Annotated in this window: 13 protein-coding genes; all 13 read right to left on the reverse strand. The window is 40.6% G+C overall.

All coding sequences use genetic code 11. The annotated features are described in order from the left end of the window. Positions 1–324: 324 nt before the first annotated feature. Positions 325–1,428: an ATP-dependent 6-phosphofructokinase gene (locus FJ218_02450; GenBank protein MBM4165771.1), complete on the reverse strand. Its 1,104-nt coding sequence runs from the start codon at positions 1,426–1,428 to the stop codon at positions 325–327. Between the two features lie 97 nt (positions 1,429–1,525). After that, the gene (locus FJ218_02455; GenBank protein MBM4165772.1) at positions 1,526–2,062 is read right to left on the reverse strand and encodes a CBS domain-containing protein; all 537 of its coding nucleotides are present in this window, start codon (positions 2,060–2,062) and stop codon (positions 1,526–1,528) included. 32 nt (positions 2,063–2,094) lie between these two features. Continuing rightward, positions 2,095–3,258 carry a DNA recombination protein RmuC gene (locus FJ218_02460; protein ID MBM4165773.1) on the reverse strand — a complete coding sequence of 388 codons (1,164 nt, stop codon included), beginning with the start codon at positions 3,256–3,258 and terminating at the stop codon, positions 2,095–2,097. An 87-nt stretch (positions 3,259–3,345) separates the two neighbouring features. After that, positions 3,346–3,978 carry a hypothetical protein gene (locus tag FJ218_02465; protein MBM4165774.1) on the reverse strand — a complete coding sequence of 211 codons (633 nt, stop codon included), beginning with the start codon at positions 3,976–3,978 and terminating at the stop codon, positions 3,346–3,348. Further along, positions 3,975–4,697 carry a 2-C-methyl-D-erythritol 4-phosphate cytidylyltransferase gene (gene ispD, locus FJ218_02470; GenBank protein ID MBM4165775.1) on the reverse strand — a complete coding sequence of 241 codons (723 nt, stop codon included), beginning with the start codon at positions 4,695–4,697 and terminating at the stop codon, positions 3,975–3,977. The genes FJ218_02465 and ispD overlap by 4 nt, the downstream gene beginning before the upstream one ends. Before the next feature lie 57 nt (positions 4,698–4,754). Beyond that, the gene (gene queA / locus FJ218_02475; GenBank protein ID MBM4165776.1) at positions 4,755–5,792 is read right to left on the reverse strand and encodes a tRNA preQ1(34) S-adenosylmethionine ribosyltransferase-isomerase QueA; all 1,038 of its coding nucleotides are present in this window, start codon (positions 5,790–5,792) and stop codon (positions 4,755–4,757) included. Between the two features lie 27 nt (positions 5,793–5,819). Beyond that, a complete protein-coding gene (locus tag FJ218_02480; GenBank protein MBM4165777.1) occupies positions 5,820–8,684 on the reverse strand; it encodes a pyruvate, phosphate dikinase in 2,865 nt (954 codons plus the stop codon). 35 nt (positions 8,685–8,719) lie between these two features. Then, positions 8,720–9,415 carry a gamma-glutamyl-gamma-aminobutyrate hydrolase family protein gene (locus FJ218_02485; GenBank protein MBM4165778.1) on the reverse strand — a complete coding sequence of 232 codons (696 nt, stop codon included), beginning with the start codon at positions 9,413–9,415 and terminating at the stop codon, positions 8,720–8,722. Position 9,416: 1 nt separating this feature from the next. After that, positions 9,417–10,469 (reverse strand): tetraacyldisaccharide 4'-kinase, encoded by a 1,053-nt coding sequence (gene lpxK / locus FJ218_02490; protein MBM4165779.1) that lies wholly within the window; start codon positions 10,467–10,469, stop codon positions 9,417–9,419. After that, positions 10,470–11,585 carry a lipid-A-disaccharide synthase gene (locus FJ218_02495; GenBank protein MBM4165780.1) on the reverse strand — a complete coding sequence of 372 codons (1,116 nt, stop codon included), beginning with the start codon at positions 11,583–11,585 and terminating at the stop codon, positions 10,470–10,472. A 1-nt stretch (position 11,586) separates the two neighbouring features. After that, positions 11,587–12,168, reverse strand: coding sequence for an isoprenylcysteine carboxylmethyltransferase family protein (locus FJ218_02500; protein ID MBM4165781.1), 582 nt, complete (start codon positions 12,166–12,168; stop codon positions 11,587–11,589). A gap of 40 nt (positions 12,169–12,208) precedes the next feature. Beyond that, positions 12,209–15,760 (reverse strand): chromosome segregation protein SMC, encoded by a 3,552-nt coding sequence (smc, locus tag FJ218_02505; protein ID MBM4165782.1) that lies wholly within the window; start codon positions 15,758–15,760, stop codon positions 12,209–12,211. Between the two features lie 14 nt (positions 15,761–15,774). Next, positions 15,775–18,336: a hypothetical protein gene (locus tag FJ218_02510; GenBank protein MBM4165783.1), complete on the reverse strand. Its 2,562-nt coding sequence runs from the start codon at positions 18,334–18,336 to the stop codon at positions 15,775–15,777. Between the last annotated feature and the right edge of the window lie 53 nt (positions 18,337–18,389).

Below are 18,389 nucleotides of genomic sequence, written 5' to 3' on the forward strand. Positions count from 1 at the left end.
ATTGGTTTCAAGAAAAAATTCCAACGCTCAAATGACAAAAGCAAGAAGTTTTGCAAAGTCTTCTACTAATAAAATCAAAAAACAAAACTCAAATAGGTAATGTTTCAGAAGAGTTGATATCGGGTTTGAATCAAAGAATCATTGATGATTCTTTTTTCGCCAGCAAGACCGTTTACGGTCGTGCTGAAATGCAACAACTCTGATAATCACGCCATCAAAATAACCAAACTGACGTGTTTGCATATTGGATTTTTGATGTTGAAATTTATTCGTCATTTGAATTTTGTACTGAAATTGCCAAATCTTCGTAACATCCATGAATAATTATTCGTCGCCAAAGGTCATTCCGACCGATTTTGCAGCATAAACCATTTGGTCATCATACGAAACCAATCGTTGTTTCCCAATAACTTCGTTGAGCGGAACTGTAACAATATCTCTTCCGCGGAGACTCACCATACGGTTGAACGTACCATCCGCAACTGTTTTCGCCGCCATAGTTCCGTATTTTGTTGCAAGAAGTCTATCAAAATGCGTTGGCGTTCCGCCTCGTTGTACGTGTCCAAGAATAGTAGCACGTGTTTCCAAACCGCTTTCCTCTTGAATACGTTTTGAAATATAATTGCCAATACCTCCAAGTCGAATCGGGTCGGTACGTTTTACGTCTTTTTCCGCAACAACAAGTTCGCCGCCTTGTTCTTTTGCGCCTTCAGCAACAACAATAATCGTGAACCTTGCGCGTGTGCTTCTCTTTAAGCAATATCTGTTCACATTCTCGATAGTGAACGGTATTTCCGGAATTAACACGACATCCGCCGCTCCCGCGATAGCAGAAGCAAGCGCAATCCATCCGGCATATCGTCCCATCACTTCGAGAACCATAACGCGTTTATGAGCCGAAGCAGTAGTTTGCAAGCGGTCAACGGCATCAGTAGCAATAGCAATTGCAGAATCGTGTCCGAATGTTATGTCCGTTCCCATCAAATCGTTATCTATGGTTTTCGGAATGCCAACAATGTTTAAGCCCGCGCGTGAAAGTTTCTCTGCGATGTGCATTGTTCCATCGCCGCCAATCGCAACAAGCGCATCTAATTTCCAGTCGAAATAATGTTGAATCGCTTGCGGTGAACAATCTTCGACAACGATTTTTCCATCGTTCTCCACGGGAAAATGATACGGGTCTCCCTTGTTGGAAGTTCCAATAATTGTTCCACCAAGTCCGATAATGCCCGATACATCTCGATATGTGAGTTCGCGCTTTCTTCCTTGCACCATTCCTTCAAAGCCATCTTCGATACCAACTATAGTAACACCAAGGTACGACATCAGTGGTTTTGCTACGCTTCGTATTACGGCATTTAAACCGGGACAATCGCCGCCACCGGTAAGAATACCTACACGTTTTACACCGGATTTATTTTCGACCATACATTACTCCTTGATGATGTTTTCAATAGTGATTGAATATTATTGAGAGATAGAGAAATGAAAAAAATTATTGAGTTTGTTTTTTCTGAAAATAGTATTACGCACCTTCACGTTCATTGGTTGTTTCTATGTGTTTCGGCGGAAGATTCAATATCTCTTCCGAAAAAAAACTAACGAGGTACCGCATAATATCACTTACGGAAATAACGGCAAGTGGAATATCATTTTCATCAACAAGCGGAACATGACGATATCCGCCCAACACCATTTCGTTCAAGACAAATGCAAGTGAATCGTTTGCATGTTTGGTTTCCGGATTGTTCGTCATAATGTCCTCAACGTTTAATGTTTCAGCATGTTTCTTTGCACCAACGATGAGGCGTGCAATGTCTCCTTCGGTAATAATGCCGGAGATTTTTTTGTTTTTGGTTATCAGCATACATCCGATGTTATGCCGAATCATCAACTCCATTGCGTATTGAACGGTATTTCCTTCTTCCAAACAAACCGGTTCAATGCGTTTGAGCGAAAGAATCGGCAGTTGAAACGATTCGGCATTGAGAACTATTGTTCGTTCCGTCGTTCCATACAACTGTTGTATTTCTTCTTCGATAATTTCTTCTTCTTCAGACATAAAGGTATTTTCTAAAAACAAGATTCAATTCGTTACTTATCCAAACTCATAGTTGCCGTTGTTTCTCCCGCCAGCAACGAAACGGAAGTAATACCGGAAAATCGTTCTTCGACATACTTCAGTTTTTTATCGCTCTCGTCGTATTTTTTTCTCGCATTCTCGAGATGTGAACCGAGAATATCGAACGTTTCGCGTACTTTTTCAAAGTCGTTTCCGAGCCGATGAATACTATCGAGAATTTGCTTCGCGGTTTTTTCAACTTTCATACCTTTCAATCCGAGCGCAATTACTTGCAGGTACGCGTAAAAACTATTCGGCGAAACAGGAATAACGTGTTTCTTGGAAGCATAATGAAGCAATCCTTCTGAATCGTTGAACTCGTCTTTGATAATTGTTTCGTAGTACACATTTTCCGCAGGAATGTACATCAATGCAAAATTTAACGTCCCTTCATCCGTAAGAATATATTTTGCCGCAATCGCATCAATATGTTTTTTCACATCTGCCAAAAATTGTTTTCGGAACAGTTTTCTTTCCTGTTCCATATCTGTTTCAGTAAATTTTCGAAAGTTCTCTAATGGAAATTTTGAATCAATCGGAACTTTTCCTCCAGAAGTATGGATCACAGCGTCCACTTGTTGTCCGTTGCGAAAACGATATTGCACATCGTAACCATCATTCGGCAAAACTTGTTTCAGCATATCTTCCAACAACGCTTCACCAAATCCTCCGCGGAATTTTGGCGCACGTAACAAATCACTCAACTGCGCGACGTTTATTCCTACGTCTTTCATCTCCAATGCAACTTTACCGAGCTCGCCCAAATTTTTCTGAACATCGCCGATGACTTTTGCCGCCGTATCCAAACGCGTTCCGATAGTTCCCGTTTGTGTTTGCATTTGTTGCGCTATTGCAGAAAGTTGTTGATTCATATTTTGCGTTGTAGTTCCGAGTTGATTCGTTACTTGCGCTAATTGTTGTTGCACAAGTTGCGTCGTGTTATTCAATGATTGAGCAAGGGATTCGCTCGTAGCAGAAAATGAACGTTGAAACTCAGTTCGCAAACTTTCTACCTGTTGTTGCATCATCACCAACGACGAAGCATTCTCGGTTGAAGGAGAGGAAGTTTTTTTCCACAAAAGAAAAAAAACAGCGAACAAGAGTACGACGATGAAAACGATAAGAATTGTTTCCATAAAAAATAATCACTTCAGAATCAAAATGCGGGAAGAAGATAGGAAAATAAAATGGAAATTTTTTTTGATACGATTCGGTATTTCTTTTTATGAACAATTACAATCGCTCGTCCCTTTCACTTTTTCAAACGCTTCTCGTCCTTCTTTCATCGAGAAATACATTATTCCGATTGTTCCGATAATATCCACATACATAAATTTCGTCAGTTCAAAAACCGCGCTCGAGAGAAGGAGAACGACCGACATATAAATGCACACCATTGTACAGTTCGCGTCCGCAATAATCGGCGAAGAGTTGAGTGCCTTTCCGGTGCGTTTCTTTTGCCGGTACAACCAGAACATAACAACAATGGAAACGAAAGAAATAATCGTTCCCGCAAGCGTTGTTTGCGGTGAATGATTATACAATACGTTTGCAATAATACCTGAAAATAATCCCGCGGATAATAAGTAAAAACATACGCCGGTAATTCTCAACGCAGTTAACTCGAAAGCAGATACAGAAGCAGAAGGATTTTTCCTGATGCGAAACACCATTTGTAAAATTCCCACGCCCGATATTGCTTCAATGAAACTATCCACACCGAATCCTAACAATGTTAATGCTTCATCATTGATACCGAATGCAACGGAAACGAGTCCTTCAATGATATTATACAGTAATGTAAAGTACGAAAGTGCAATTGCTCTGTTGTAGTACCTGTGCTGTTCTTCGTTCACTTGTTGTCAGCGTTTCGTGATAAGAATTTCAGAAATAGTGTAGCAATGTTCAAATCTTCTTCTGTCGTTATCTTGATATTGAACGGAGAACCTTCGATACACTTGACGGAAAACCCAGCATTGTGTACAAGACTTGATTCATCTGTTCCCAGAAAATGTTCTGCTTCTGCCGTTGCAATTGCTTTCCATAAAATTTCGGAACGAAACACTTGCGGAGTTTGAACAAAGCGCAACGTTTCCCGCGATAGAAAACGTTCCATCGTATTCTCAGAAGAAACCAATCCCAGTGTATCTTTGGGAACAACAACAGGAACGACTGCGCCAAATTTTCTTGCATTCGCTATCAATGTTTCAAGTAACTGTACGGGAAACAACGGACGCACTGCATCGTGAACGACAATTATTTCCGGAAAAAAATCTCGAAGCGCATTGCATCCCAACGCAACGGAATGCTGACGTTCTTTCCCTCCAAGAATGATATTCTTCACTTTTTGAGCCGCGTAAGTTTTTACCAAGCGTTCCGATTCGCGCAGCGTTTCTTTCGATACGACCAGAATAATATCGTTGATATGTTCACACCGTTCAAACTTTTCCAATGTATGAACAAGAATCGGTTTTTGTTCCAACAATAGCAATTGTTTCGGAACAGCACTCCTCATTCTCTTTCCGTTTCCGGCGGCGGGAATAACTACTCCGACATTACCTTTTGCGTTCTGCATAAAAACAAATTTCCCGTTGACGTTTCCATCAACGGGAATTACTTGGAGAATAGGTTTTTACAAAATTAACATCGCATCGCCGTAACTGAAAAAGCGATACCCTTGCTTAATCGCAACTTTATATGCATGCATCAGAAAATCGTGCCCTGCAAATGCGCTAACCAGCATCAGAAGCGTCGTTTCCGGCATATGAAAATTCGTAACTAATGCATCCGTGATTTTGAAATTATATGGAGGGAAAATAAATTTATCCGTCCACATTTTAATCGCTTTCAAGTGACCGTCGGCAGTCGTGCTTGATTCGATTGCGCGTGTTGTGCTTGTTCCACAACTGATAACTTTTCCTTTCGCATCAATAGAAGTGTTCACAATTTTTACGGCGGGTTCGTGTACCTCAAAATACTCGGAATCCATTTTATGTTTGTGTAAATCTTCCACTTCTACCGGACGAAACGAAGCAAGACCAAGATGCACGGTAATGCCGGCATGTTTTACTCCCGTTTTTTCTAACTTAGAAATAAGTCTCGGCGTAAAATGCAATCCTGCTGTTGGCGCGGCTACTGAACCGATATGTTTTGCGAACATCGTTTGATAATCTTCGATATCGCGCGTTTGTACATCGCGTTTGATATATGGAGGAATGGGCGTAACACCGATTCTATCGGCAACTTTATACAAATCACCGCGATAATTGAACCGCACTGTTCTTCCGCGCGACGTTGTATTATCAATAACTTCGCACCAGAGATTTCCTTCGTCAAAAAAAATCTTATTCCCGATCCGAACTTTTCGCGCGGGGTCAACAATGGCATCCCAAATTCTTTCCTCGGTGTTTAATTCGCGTAAAAGAAAAACTTCGATTCTCGCTTTCGTTTTTTCTTTATGCCCGAAGAGCCGCGCTTGAAAAACTTTTGTATCATTGACAATGATACAATCATTTTTATTCACGTAATCAACGATATCGGAAAATTTTCGATGCTCTATTTTTTCTTCTTTCCGGTGCAAGACCATCATTCGACACGAATCCCGCGGTTCGGCAGGATGTTTTGCAATTAAATTTTTAGGAAGTGGATACCTGAAATCAGATAGTTTCATTTATGGATACTCCAAAGAATTAAATGTTTAAAAACCAAGTTTTGAACGACGTAGCGAACTGTTCTTTAATAAAATTGCACGTTTTGCATTTGATAAACTCGAAGCAAAACTCGGATTCACAACTTTTTGTACGTTTGTTTGCACTAAGGGAGTTGTAGGCATTATATTGCTTTTCTCTTGTATAACAGCGCGAGCCGCGGCTAATCGTGCAATAGGAATCCGAAACGGTGAACACGAAACATAATTCAAACCGAGTGCGTGACAAAATTCTACACTCGACGGGTCCCCTCCGTGCTCGCCGCAAATTCCGACTTTCAAACTATTGTTAGAATTGCGTCCTTCTTTCACAGCAATTCCCATCAACTTACCAACGCCATTTTTATCAATAGATTGAAACGGGTCGCGTTCATAAACACTGTGGTCAATGTAATACGGTAAAAATTCTCCCGCATCATCGCGAGAAAGTCCGGCGGTTAATTGTGTTAAATCGTTTGTTCCAAACGAAAAGAATTCCGCTACTTTTCCGATATCGTACGCAGTAAGCGCCGCGCGAGGAATTTCAATCATCGTTCCTACAAGGTATGCGATGCGCACGTTCTTCACTCGCATTACATGTTCTGCAATCCGATTGATAATTTCTTTTTGCAACGCAAGTTCGCGCACGTGTCCTACGAACGGAATCATAATTTCAGGAAATGCCTTTATTCCTTTTTTCCGTGCCATCGCTGCCGCTTCAAATACTGCGCGTACTTGCATCTCGGTAATTTCGGGATATAGTATTCCCAAACGACAACCGCGAAAACCTAACATCGGATTCATTTCGTGCAGTTGACTGATACGGCGTTGAATTCGTTCTTTCGAAATTTTCATTACGCTTGCAAGTTCATCAATATCTTTCTGTGTCTTCGGTAAAAATTCGTGAAGCGGAGGGTCAAGTGTTCTGATTGTTACCGGTCTATCTTTCATAACCTCAAAAATACCAAAGAAATCCTTTCGTTGGTACGGAAGTAATTTTGCCAATGCATGTTCCCGTTCTTCTTTCGTTTCCGCTAAAATCATCTCGCGAACTGCAGTTATCCTGTCTTCTCCGAAAAACATATGTTCCGTTCTGCACAAACCTATCCCTTCTGCACCAAATGCAACAGCATGCTCGCATTGATTCGGTTGGTCTGCGTTTGTTCGGATACGAAGTGAGCGAAATTGATCTGCCCATTTCATTATTTGCGCATAGCGTTGATAAATTGCTGCTTTCTCCGGTTTCAGAGATTTTTCAATTAACACAGAAACAACTTCACTCGGTCGTGTTTTTACTCTTCCGATAATGATTTCTCCCGTTGTACCGTCAATGGAAATTTCCTCCCCTTCTTTCACGACAATTTTTTTTCTGTCAACGCTCAACCTACGCGATTTGTAATCAATATTCAGTTCCGAACATCCAACGATACAAACTTTTCCCATTTGTCGAGCAACAAGCGCGGCATGCGACGTCATTCCACCGCGAGCAGTAACAATTCCTTTCGCTACACTCATTCCGCGAATATCATCTGGAGATGTTTCAATACGAACGAGAATAACATCTTCTCCTTTTTTTGCCTCCGCTTCCGCATCTTCTGCGTTAAAATATATCTTTCCCGTTGCTGCTCCCGGACCAGCATTGAGTCCTTTCGTTAATAACATTCCTTTGTTCACGGCGCGTTGTTTTTCTTCGTCGTCAAAAACCGGACGTAACAACTGGTCAAGTTGCAACGGTTCAATGCGCATCAATGCTTCTTCGGGAGCAATCACTTTTTCTTTCACCATATCAACGGCGATACGAATTGCTGCTGTCGTGGTTCGTTTTCCTGCGCGGCATTGCAACATATACAATTTCCCTTGTTGTATCGTGAATTCAATATCGAGCATATCCTTAAAATGTTGCTCAAGAATATTGCACATACGTTTCATTTCTCTATACGATACTTTGTCATATTTCTGAAGTTCAACCACCGGAAGCGGTGTTCGTATTCCTGCAACAATATCTTCTCCTTGCGCGTTCATCAAAAATTCTCCATACAATATATGTTCTCCCGTCGCCGGATTTCTTGTGAACGCAACACCCGTTCCGGATTTTTCCCCCAAATTTCCGAATACCATTGCTTGCACATTAACTGCAGTTCCCCACGATTCGGGAATATCGTACAACTTTCTGTATTCAATTGCCCGCGTGTTCATCCACGAGCCAAACACTGAACCGATGGCTCCCCAAAGTTGGTCAAAAGGATTCTCGGGAAATTTTTTCCCGGTTTTCTTTTTTATTGCCGCCTTAAATTCAGAAACCAATTGTTTTAAATCATCAGCATTCAGTTCCGTATCAAGTTGAACGCCGCGTTTCTTTTTTTTCTCTTGAAGTATTTCTTCAAACGGGTCAATATCATCTTTCGATTGCGGTTTTAAGCCAAGCACCACATCGCCATACATTTGAACGAAACGACGATACGCGTCATACACAAATCGCGCGTCATTTGTCTTGTAAATCATTCCTTCTGCCGTTTCATCATTCAATCCGAGATTGAGTATCGTATCCATCATTCCCGGCATAGATGCCCGCGCTCCGCTTCGTACAGAAAGCAACAACGGATTATGCGAATCGCCGAATTTTCCATGCATTACGCGTTCGACTTGAATCAACGCATCTTCAACTTGTTGCTCCATATTCGAAGGATATTTCTTTTTATTATTGTAATAATACGAACAGACTTCGGTGGTAATCGTAAATCCTGCTGGAACCGGCAATCCTAAATTCGTCATTTCAGCAAGATTCGCTCCCTTACCTCCGAGCAAATTTTTCAATTCTGCTTTTCCTTCGGCAACACCGTCGCCGAAAAAATACACATGTTTATTATCGAAAGTCATTTTATTTATTTCTGAATTGTTAGTAATATGAAAATTTATTGCTTGTGCAATTGTATTGCTTTGAGAAACTCTTGTAAAATATTTTTGGAAAATGGATTTTCGAAATCGTTCATTCGCTCGGGATGCCATTGTACACAAAGAAAAAACGGTTGCCGCTCGCGGTCTTTTAATTCCAGCGCTTCAATTATTCCGTCATCAGAAATTGCCGCAATTTTCAATCTCTTTCCAAGTTTATCCACCGCCTGATGATGTCGCGAATTTATTTCTCCTCCAGAAACATTGACGATTGTTTTCAACAAAGAATCAAACGTAACCGCTACACGATGCACCGCATTGGTGCTGCTATCAAGTCGGTGCGAAGGATAACCTGCGTGAACGATATCCGGAATCAGTGTTCCTCCCATCGCAACGTTCACTGCTTGAAGTCCGCGGCAAATTGCTAGCAACGGCAATTGTAATTGTTGCACTCGCAAAATTATTTGCAACTCAAATTCGTCGCGCTGCGTGTCTAAATCGTTTGCATCTACTTCCTTGAGAAATTCAGGTTTGCCATAAAATTTCGGATGAACGTCTTGTCCTCCCGTCAATACAATTCCATCGCAGATATCAACTGCTTCCGCATTATTCAACAGATATGACAATTTTATTGTTTCCAACGGCTGCAATTTCTGAAGCCACTCGACATATTTTTCGAATGATGGTTTTCCTGTATCTGTAACACCGATTTTCATGTTAAGAAACAATCTTTTGTAATTCTTGTAAAAATAATTCTTCTCCTTCAACAAACACAGTTTCAATGGGTAATATCCATAACGGCATCTGTTCGATATACTGACGCAATGTACTATCTACCAACCGCACCGCGTCTTTTTCCGTTGTTAGTACGTATGTAACTTTCTTTTCCTTCATTATGTGAAGCACACATTTGATATCGTTTTCTGAGAAATAATGATGGTCGGAAAAGGGTATGAATTCTTTCACCATTGCACCATTGTTTGCAAGAATAGTAAAAAAAGAATCCGGATTTCCTATGCCACAAAATGCAACGACAACTGCATTTTGTAACAATTCTATCGGCTTCATTTCATTCGTATAAAAATTTCTTATGCTCGTTGTTTCAAATTTCGTTTTCACTATCATCGCCGAAGTATGTTTTTTCGCGCACAGTATGATTGCATCATTATTTGTTGTTCCATTCCATCTGCTAAAAATTACAATGTTGCTTCGATGCAACGAACTCCACGGCTCCCTCCTATTTCCCGAAGGAATGAGTCCATCGTCTTTGTACGTAGTATCAAGTACTACAATATCCAAATCACGATGCAACGTGCGATGCTGAAATCCATCATCCATAATAATTGCATCAACGCAATATTGTTCAACGGCAATGCGTGCCGCTCTTACTCTGTGTTCATCAACGATGACGATTGCTTCAGGAAATTTCTGTGCAAGAAAATATGGTTCGTCACCACATTCTGTTGCAGTTCCATATATATTTTTTCCGTCGGAAACAACAAATGTTCCTTTCGTGCTTCGCTTATACCCGCGACTGATAATTGCAACGTTCTTTCCTGCTGAACATAGAACATCCACGATGTAAGCAACGTGCGGCGTTTTTCCCGTTCCACCAGCAACAATATTTCCAACCGAAATGACAGGAACGGCTACGCTTGTCGTTTTGAAAATTTTTACATCGTAAAAATAATTTCGCAGCATTACGCCGAATCCATAAAGCCACGAAAACGGTAACAATAGTTTTCTCAGTTTACTTACAATCCGCGACACTTACATTTGAAGCATTATTTCCGCAACTCTTCTCGATGCACCTGCTGTTCCCAACACATTACGCACGTTCGAAAGATGTTGTTTCATCGCTCCTCGATACTGTTCATCAAACAATAATCGTCTTGTTTCATCCAATAAATTTTTTACTGTTGCGTTTTCCTGTATGTATTCCTGAACAATGTTTCTCCCGGAAACAATGTTCACTAATCCGATAGAAGAAATTTGAACAAACATTTTTCCCAGCCAATACGTCGCGAACGAAGTTTTATACACAACCATCATCGGTGTTTCAAGTAATGCCGTTTCCAATGTTGCCGTGCCGGAAGTTACGATTGCAGCATCTGCGTGTTTCATCAATTCGTGCGTTTGGTTGTTCAACAAAAGAATATCATTCTTCTGCACAAGAAACGACTTGAGAAAATCTCTATCGAGTGTTGGCGCAACGCCAACGGCAATTTGAACATCAAGTTTAGTCGTTATTTCTTCTGCTGTCTTTAACAATAAAGGAAAAATTTTTTCTATTTCCTGTTTTCTGCTCCCCGGGAAAAATGCTACAAGTTTTTTCTTCGCATCCAAATGATGGCGCAAAAAAAAATCTTCTTTGTTAGAAAGCACACTTATTTCTTCCAGCAACGGATGACCAACAAAATCTACGTTCATTCCTTCTTCGCGGTACAAATCTTTTTCAAACGGAAAGACAACGCACATTGTATCTATTGCGGCTTTCATTTTCTTTACACGACCTTTTTTCCACGCCCAAACTTGAGGACTGATGTAATAGATAACTCTTGTTCCGCTTGCTTTGGCTTTCCGTGCAAACCGCAAATTAAAACCCGGATAATCAATGAGCAGTACAACATTCGGTTTACGTTCATATAAAATTTTTTCTAATGTCTGTTCCACAACAAAAATTTTCGGGAGATGTTTGAAAACTTCCGCAAATCCCATGAACGAAAGTTCTTTGACGTGAAACAATAACTCCATTCCTTCTCGTTGCATCGCATCACCGCCAACTCCAAAAATTTCAATAGATGGCAAACGTTTTTTCAGTTCGCGCACAACTCCGCTCCCGTGTAAATCACCCGATGCTTCACCGGCAACGATTAGCACGCGCACGTTAACCCCGCAGTTTCCAAAGAAAAAATAATGCGAACGTTATGAGAACAAACGCTTGCAATGTGCGCGATTCCGATTTCCATCCTTTGTGCGCATCAAAACTTGGTTGTACTGCGACAGAAGTTTTTTTTGATACAAACAAAGGAATAAATCGTGGAACGCGTCTCGTGTATTGTTCGTATTCCATTCCGAATTTGTTCAGAAGAAATTCTTCTTCCAACGTTACGAGTATGTAATACTGAAACGCAAAGAATACACAAACCGCAACCTGAAAATATGGAACCAACACATTCGACATTATCGCAAATCCTACGTACATTACAATATTTCCAATATACAACGGATTCCTTACATACGCGTATGGTCCGGAAGTAACAAGTATTGTCCCTTCGAGTTTTTGCGTTGTTCGTGTTTCACTTCCAACTATGGAAACTCCCCAAAAACGAATAAACTCTCCGCACGCTGCGATAACGAAACCAACGATAAACGAAAAAATTGTTGACTGTGAATAATACAACATCACGATGATAAACGGAATTGGTGTATAACTCCGAAAACGAAAAACGTATTGAGAGAAATTCATCGCTTTCAACAGCAACACGATACTATAGATTCTGCAACAATCATTCTTCCGTTGCAAGCGTTGCAGACTCGACCGTGTTTTCGCTTTGGAATTTTACGGCAACGATTTTCGAAATTCCATCTTCTTCCATCGTAACACCATACAACGTATTTGCGGCTTCCATTGTGCGCTTATTATGGGTAACAACGATAAATTGCGTATTGTCCGAAAATTTTTTAAGTAATCGTGTAAATCGGTCAATGTTCAAATCATCCAACGGCGCATCTACTTCGTCGAGAATACAAAACGGACTTGGCTTTACAAGATAGATCGCAAAGAGCAACGCAATCGCAGTCAATGTTTTTTCGCCGCCAGAGAGTAAATCAACAGATGTTGGACGTTTCCCGCGCGGTTTTGCGACAATTGCAATTCCACATTCCAGCACATCGGTGTTTTCTTCCAAATGTAAATCGCTTTCATCTCCTTCATCAAACAGTGTTTTAAAAATTGAAATAAAATTTTCACGAATCTTTGTGAACGTTGAAAGAAATTTTTCCTGCGCCGTTGCGTTAATTTCCTGTATTGTTTCCTTCAATGTTTTTTCCGAAGCAAGCAAATCGTCCCGTTGCTTCATGAGAAAATCGTGCCGCTCTTTTTCGACACCGTACTGTTCAAATGCTTCAAAGTTCACGCTTCCGAGTGAAGTCAGTTTTTCATTTGCCTTCTGAATTTCCTCTCGCAATATCTCCACCGACGGCTCTTCCTCCGAAAAAGTTTTTATTGCAAGTTCAACAGATAGTTCGTTGCGGGCGCGTTCCTTCAAATGTTCGATATGTAATTTTTTTTCTGCAATCGCTAATTCCAGTTCGTGAACAGAACTCAACGAATATTCGTGTAATCGCCGTTGTTCTTTCACTGACGATTCGCGCTCTTCAAGTATTTTTCGCGTTCGATGATATTCAACTTCAAGTACAGATTTCTCTTGCTCTGCCGCAACAAAACGAAGATGCGTTCGTTCCCATTCATCCGCAACATTCTGCATTTCCTTCGCTTGCGTTTGCACCTCTTTTTTCGCCGCATGCATTTCCTGCGCAGCGCGTTGAAGTAGAACAACTGCTTCAGCAATCGTTTGCTTGCAATGCTTCATTTCCAGCAACATATTTTTCCGTTCTCCTTCCAGTTCGACAAGCGAAATATTTGCGTGCTGCGTTTTTTCCGCATGCCGTTGTCGCTCGTGTTCACGTTGCGATAGAAAATGACGCGCTTCTATAACCGACGCTTCTTTTTCCGTTTTATGCTCTTCAAGAATTTCAAGTTCTCGTTGCAATTTCCAAATCGTTTCTTCAAGCCGTTGTATATCAACGCGCAATCGTTCCCGTTCACTGATGGTGTTTTCGCGTGCATCTTCGGCGTGTTTTTTTTCAAACGCAACTTGCGCAATTCGTGTTTCCGTTTGCGCCAACTCGCGCTCGATTTCTTTCACTTCATCGTGCATTGCTTTCATATCAAACGATGCAACGTTCTGCTCTTTCATTCCCAATAAACGCTGCAATTCATTCTTTTCCTGCAGAAATTTTACAACTTCATTTTGCAACGCATCTATCTGACTTTGTTTTCCAATCAGTACACCCTCTTCTTGACGAAGACTACCGCCACGACGAAAACCATTTTGTGTTATGAGTTGACCATCTTTGGAAACACAGCGAATAGTTGGAAATTCTTCAAAAAGTTCTTTTGCTTCTAAAATATCATTGACAACAAACACATCGCCAAGCAACAACGCAACGACTGAGCGAATTGTTTCATCGCATTCTATGTTGTTCAGTATGTTTCGAGATTCCCCAGCAAACGTCGGATGAAACGGTTGTATTTTATCAAGACATACAAAGGTTACTTTTCCTTTGTGTTCGTTCCAAAGAATTTCAATAGCGCGTTCAACATCGCTTTCAGTTTTCGCAACGAGAAATTCACGTGCATCCCCCATCACGGTATCTACGGCTACGCGATATTCGTCCGACGTTCGAATGAGTTCTGCAAGCGGCATCAGTTGAGTTTTCCACTGTTCGTGCGAAAGTAAAAATTTTGCTCCTTCCGAAAGTCCTTCATTCCGTTCAACAAGTCCTTTTAAAAAATCAATGCGACTTTGTCGTTGATGAATCGCATGTTCGGTATCTATGACGTTCCGTTGAAGTTGTTCAAGTTCTTTTTGAACACCGGCTCGAATATTTTCTTTTTCAAAAAACGAATGCTCTGCTTCAGAAAATTTGAAACGGAGTTCGTGCGCGCGTGTCGTAAGTTCTTTATACAAATCATTCAGTGATGCAACTTTTTGCGAGTATTGTTCAATGTGTTTTTCGAGTCGTTCCTGATGTTGTTCTGCGGCTCGCATCTGCGTGTTAAATTTCTCCAACTCTGTTTGTTTCGTTGTCGTCGTGCGCAATGCATCAAAGAGAGAGTCGTTCGCCGATTGGAGAATTTGTTTTGCCGCAATTTCTTCTCGTTCAATGTGCTTGAGTTCCATCGAAACCGATTCGGAAAATTCTTTTGCTTTTAACAGTTTCATTTCGAGGATAGATTGCTGTTCATCAAGCGATGTACTTTTTTCTTCACTTTGTCTCTTTTGAACTTCTAACGATTGTTGTTCGTTCTGAAAACGTAGAATGTTCTGCTCAAGCGAAGAACTTCGTTCCGTTGCAAGCACTTTGCGTTCTTCGAGCGAATGAAGTTCATCTCGTATACGTTGAACATTATTCGATACGCTTGCAAGGTTGTGTTCCAGCGAGCGTGAAGATTGAAGGATTGCATCGATGTTCTGTTCTTCCGTTTGCAACGAAGCATCAATTGTAATTTTTTCAGAACGCACTCGTTCTAATTGTAATTCGAGAGGTGAAAGTTCATAGAGTGCAGTATTGAATTCGAGTTCTAAAAAATTGCGTTCGAATTGTTGCAACAATGTTTTCAATTCGTGAAAACGCTCCGCTTTTTTCGCTTGACGATGCAACGAATTCACTGTTGATTGAACTTCTTTGATGATATCGTTGACGCGCAACAAATCGTTTTGCACATCTTCTAATTTTCTTGATGCAATTTTTCTGCTGTGTTTGTATTTTGTTACACCGGCGGCTTCTTCGAATAAGCGACGACGTTCATCTGTTCGGTCGCTCAAAATTGTTTCCACCATTTTCAGTTCAATCACCGAATACGCATTCGCGCCCATCCCTGTATCCATAAAAAGATTGAGAATATCTTTCAAACGACACAACGATTTGTTCAACAAATATTCGCTTTCTCCCGAACGATACATTCGACGCGTAATCGTTACCTCAGAATAATCGGAAGGCAAAATTCCTTTGGTATTTTCAATCGTAAGTGATGCTTCGGTAAATCCTAATGGTTTACGGGATTTTGTTCCGTTGAAAATAACATCTTCCATTTTTGAACTCCGCAATGTGCTGGTTCGTTGTTCCCCCAACGTCCATCGAATTGCATCAACTATATTCGTTTTACCGCAACCGTTGGGTCCAACAATTGCTGTAATGCCGTCATCAAACCGCAAGCGAACTTTTTGTGCAAACGATTTAAAACCGAATATTTCCAATTGAGATAAGTACATAGAGAGAAATACAATTAGTTTCCGCTCTGTGTGAGGGAAAGCATATAGCGAAGATACGCAGAAGTGGATTGCGTGTAGTCATAATAACTGTACGTTGCCATAACAACGAGTGCAATCAAAATTATTCCAACGACGTACACACGCGAAGGAATCATATCGTACACAACGGCAACACCTTTCAAAATGCGTTGCACAATCCAAATCTTCGTCAGTAGCAACAGAAGGAATACCGGAAAAACATAAAGAGAATTTTCCAGAATACGGTACATCACCATTCCAACTGGGATAAAAACGATAAATGGCAATAATGACCAAACGGTAATTTCATACGCGTGCAAAAAATATACTTTACTGCGGCGGAAAAGCGAGAAAAATTTGACGACAGTTGTCATCAAGAAAAACACAGCGATAAAAAGAAGTGTGAACCACAGTATTGCCATTGGAGGATTCCAAACAATGCGAACAACATGTACTTTCAACGCATCGGAAATCAACAGATGGGAAAGCAACACATCAACAAAAAGCGAATCGCGGTAATGAAATAAAATACTGGAAAGGAGTACTGCCATCGTCATTGCAAGCACTATTGTTATGATAATTGTTTGCCCGAAAGAAATTATTCTCCGGTCGCGAACGTCAGCAAAAAAATTATACGTTCGAAAGAGTGAACGATTGACGTTGTCGCGAAAATGTCTGTTTCTATTGTAAAAAAATGCAAACAATATTAACAAACCGAGACCCGCAACAACATACGTCATTGGAGAGGTAAAAGAATAATTGCCTACAGGCAGCGCAGAAACTTTTTCTCCAAGATACATTACGCGCAAATGTTCATACGCTGTTCGCTTTTCGCGAGATTCGGTAACGATACCGTGCGTGAACAAATACGGGTTTTCAGAATGCACAGAAATAGAAGGACGGTCCCCGCGCCAATCATTGAATGACCATAACATAACTCCTGCGAGATGCAAACTTTTCGTTCCTTCAAGGAAGAATTGAAATACACGTGCTTGCGCTTCATACGAATGTGGGTCGCTGGAACCTCGTCTGTTCCCCGGTTCAACATTGCGTCCGTAATAAGCGAGGATCGTCGGTTTTCTGATTTGTTCAATTCTATTTTTCAGTACATTTTTTTTCTCCAAATTATTCCATTGCGAAATATTCAGTACCGAAAAATCCATTTCATCTTCACAATAATTGTTCTGGATGTTGCTTGTTGCAAAGTACAATGGACGTTCATCAATTCCATGAATTGCATTTTTAAATGTATTAACAATCTCACACGCTGTAGCAGAACTGAATTCAATATCATCTCCAATTCCATACGCAAGTAACGAAGGATGGTTAACGTCGCGTTCCGCCATTTCCTTCGCAATTGCTTCTCCTGTTACCAAAAAATCATCATTCTCAAAGATTTCAAACGGCACTTTTGCAATGGGCAATTCCTCCAACACAAATAAACCGTATTTATCGCACAACGAAAGAAAATACGGATGCGGAGTTCTGTTTGCAACACGAACAAGATTGATGCCGGCATTCTTCATCAATGCAACATCTTTTTCCATCGCTGCGTACGTTAAAGCAGAACCGAATTGGGGATGGTCTTCGAACCAAACAATTCCTTTCAAGCGATACAAGGAATCATTGAGAAAGATATTTGTTTCCTTCATTGAAACGGCGAGTATTCCGTAATTGAATTTATATTCATCAATGAGCACTGGCATTTCTAACGGAGGAAATAAAATACTGCAATGCACTTCGTATAAAAAAGGAGTTTCAGGAGACCATAGTTGTGGAAAATCAATTCCTAAAGACAATGAATATTCCGCAGAATGATTGTCTTCCGGTATCAAAATAAACGACGTGCTTTTAGCAATCAAAAAATTTGTTGCCTTTTCATAAACCTCGACAAAAAGCATCGGTGCATACTTTTTATTCCCTTCTTGCGTTTGCGTACGTACAAATCCCTGATTGCGTACTAGTGAACGTACTGTTATCGTCGCCGATTCTTTTGACAATGAAATTTTACTGCGCGCAGTTATTTTTTCAATTGAAAACTTTGGAGTAAACAACAGAAAGATATCACGAAAGATACCACCATAGTTTTTCCAACCACCAACTTGCTGACGCAAGGGAACCGTATTGCGTGCGTTCAATTCATTATCAACATACACGACTATCGTGTTGTTACCTCCAAGTTGCAAAACATTTTTTTCGAGCACAAACGAAAACGATGTTGTTCCCCCAATATGTCTTCCGACAAAATGTTCGTTGACAAAAATTTCACAAAAATAATTTATTCCTGCGCAAAAAAGTTCGGCAGAAAAATTATCCAACATTTCCGAAGAAACATGAAAAGAACGACGTAACCATACTTTTCCTGTTCCATCATACGCGCTCGGAATTTTTACATTGTTCCACGAAGTTTTTTCATCAACCGAATATTCCCATGTTCCGGAAAGGTCAATGACGTGCCGCGTAGATGAACCGGAAAACATCCCATCTTCTGTTGCAAGACGCGAACGTTCACCATTTTCCAAAAATGTAACTTGCGCATCACTCAAAGTCATTGACATAAAGAATAGCGCAACGATAAAACAGATATATGTATTCAACGAGGAATGCTTTT

The sequence above is a fragment of the Ignavibacteria bacterium genome (assembly GCA_016873775.1).
In the GTDB taxonomy this organism is placed as follows: domain Bacteria; phylum Bacteroidota; class Ignavibacteria; order UBA10030; family F1-140-MAGs086; genus JAGXRH01.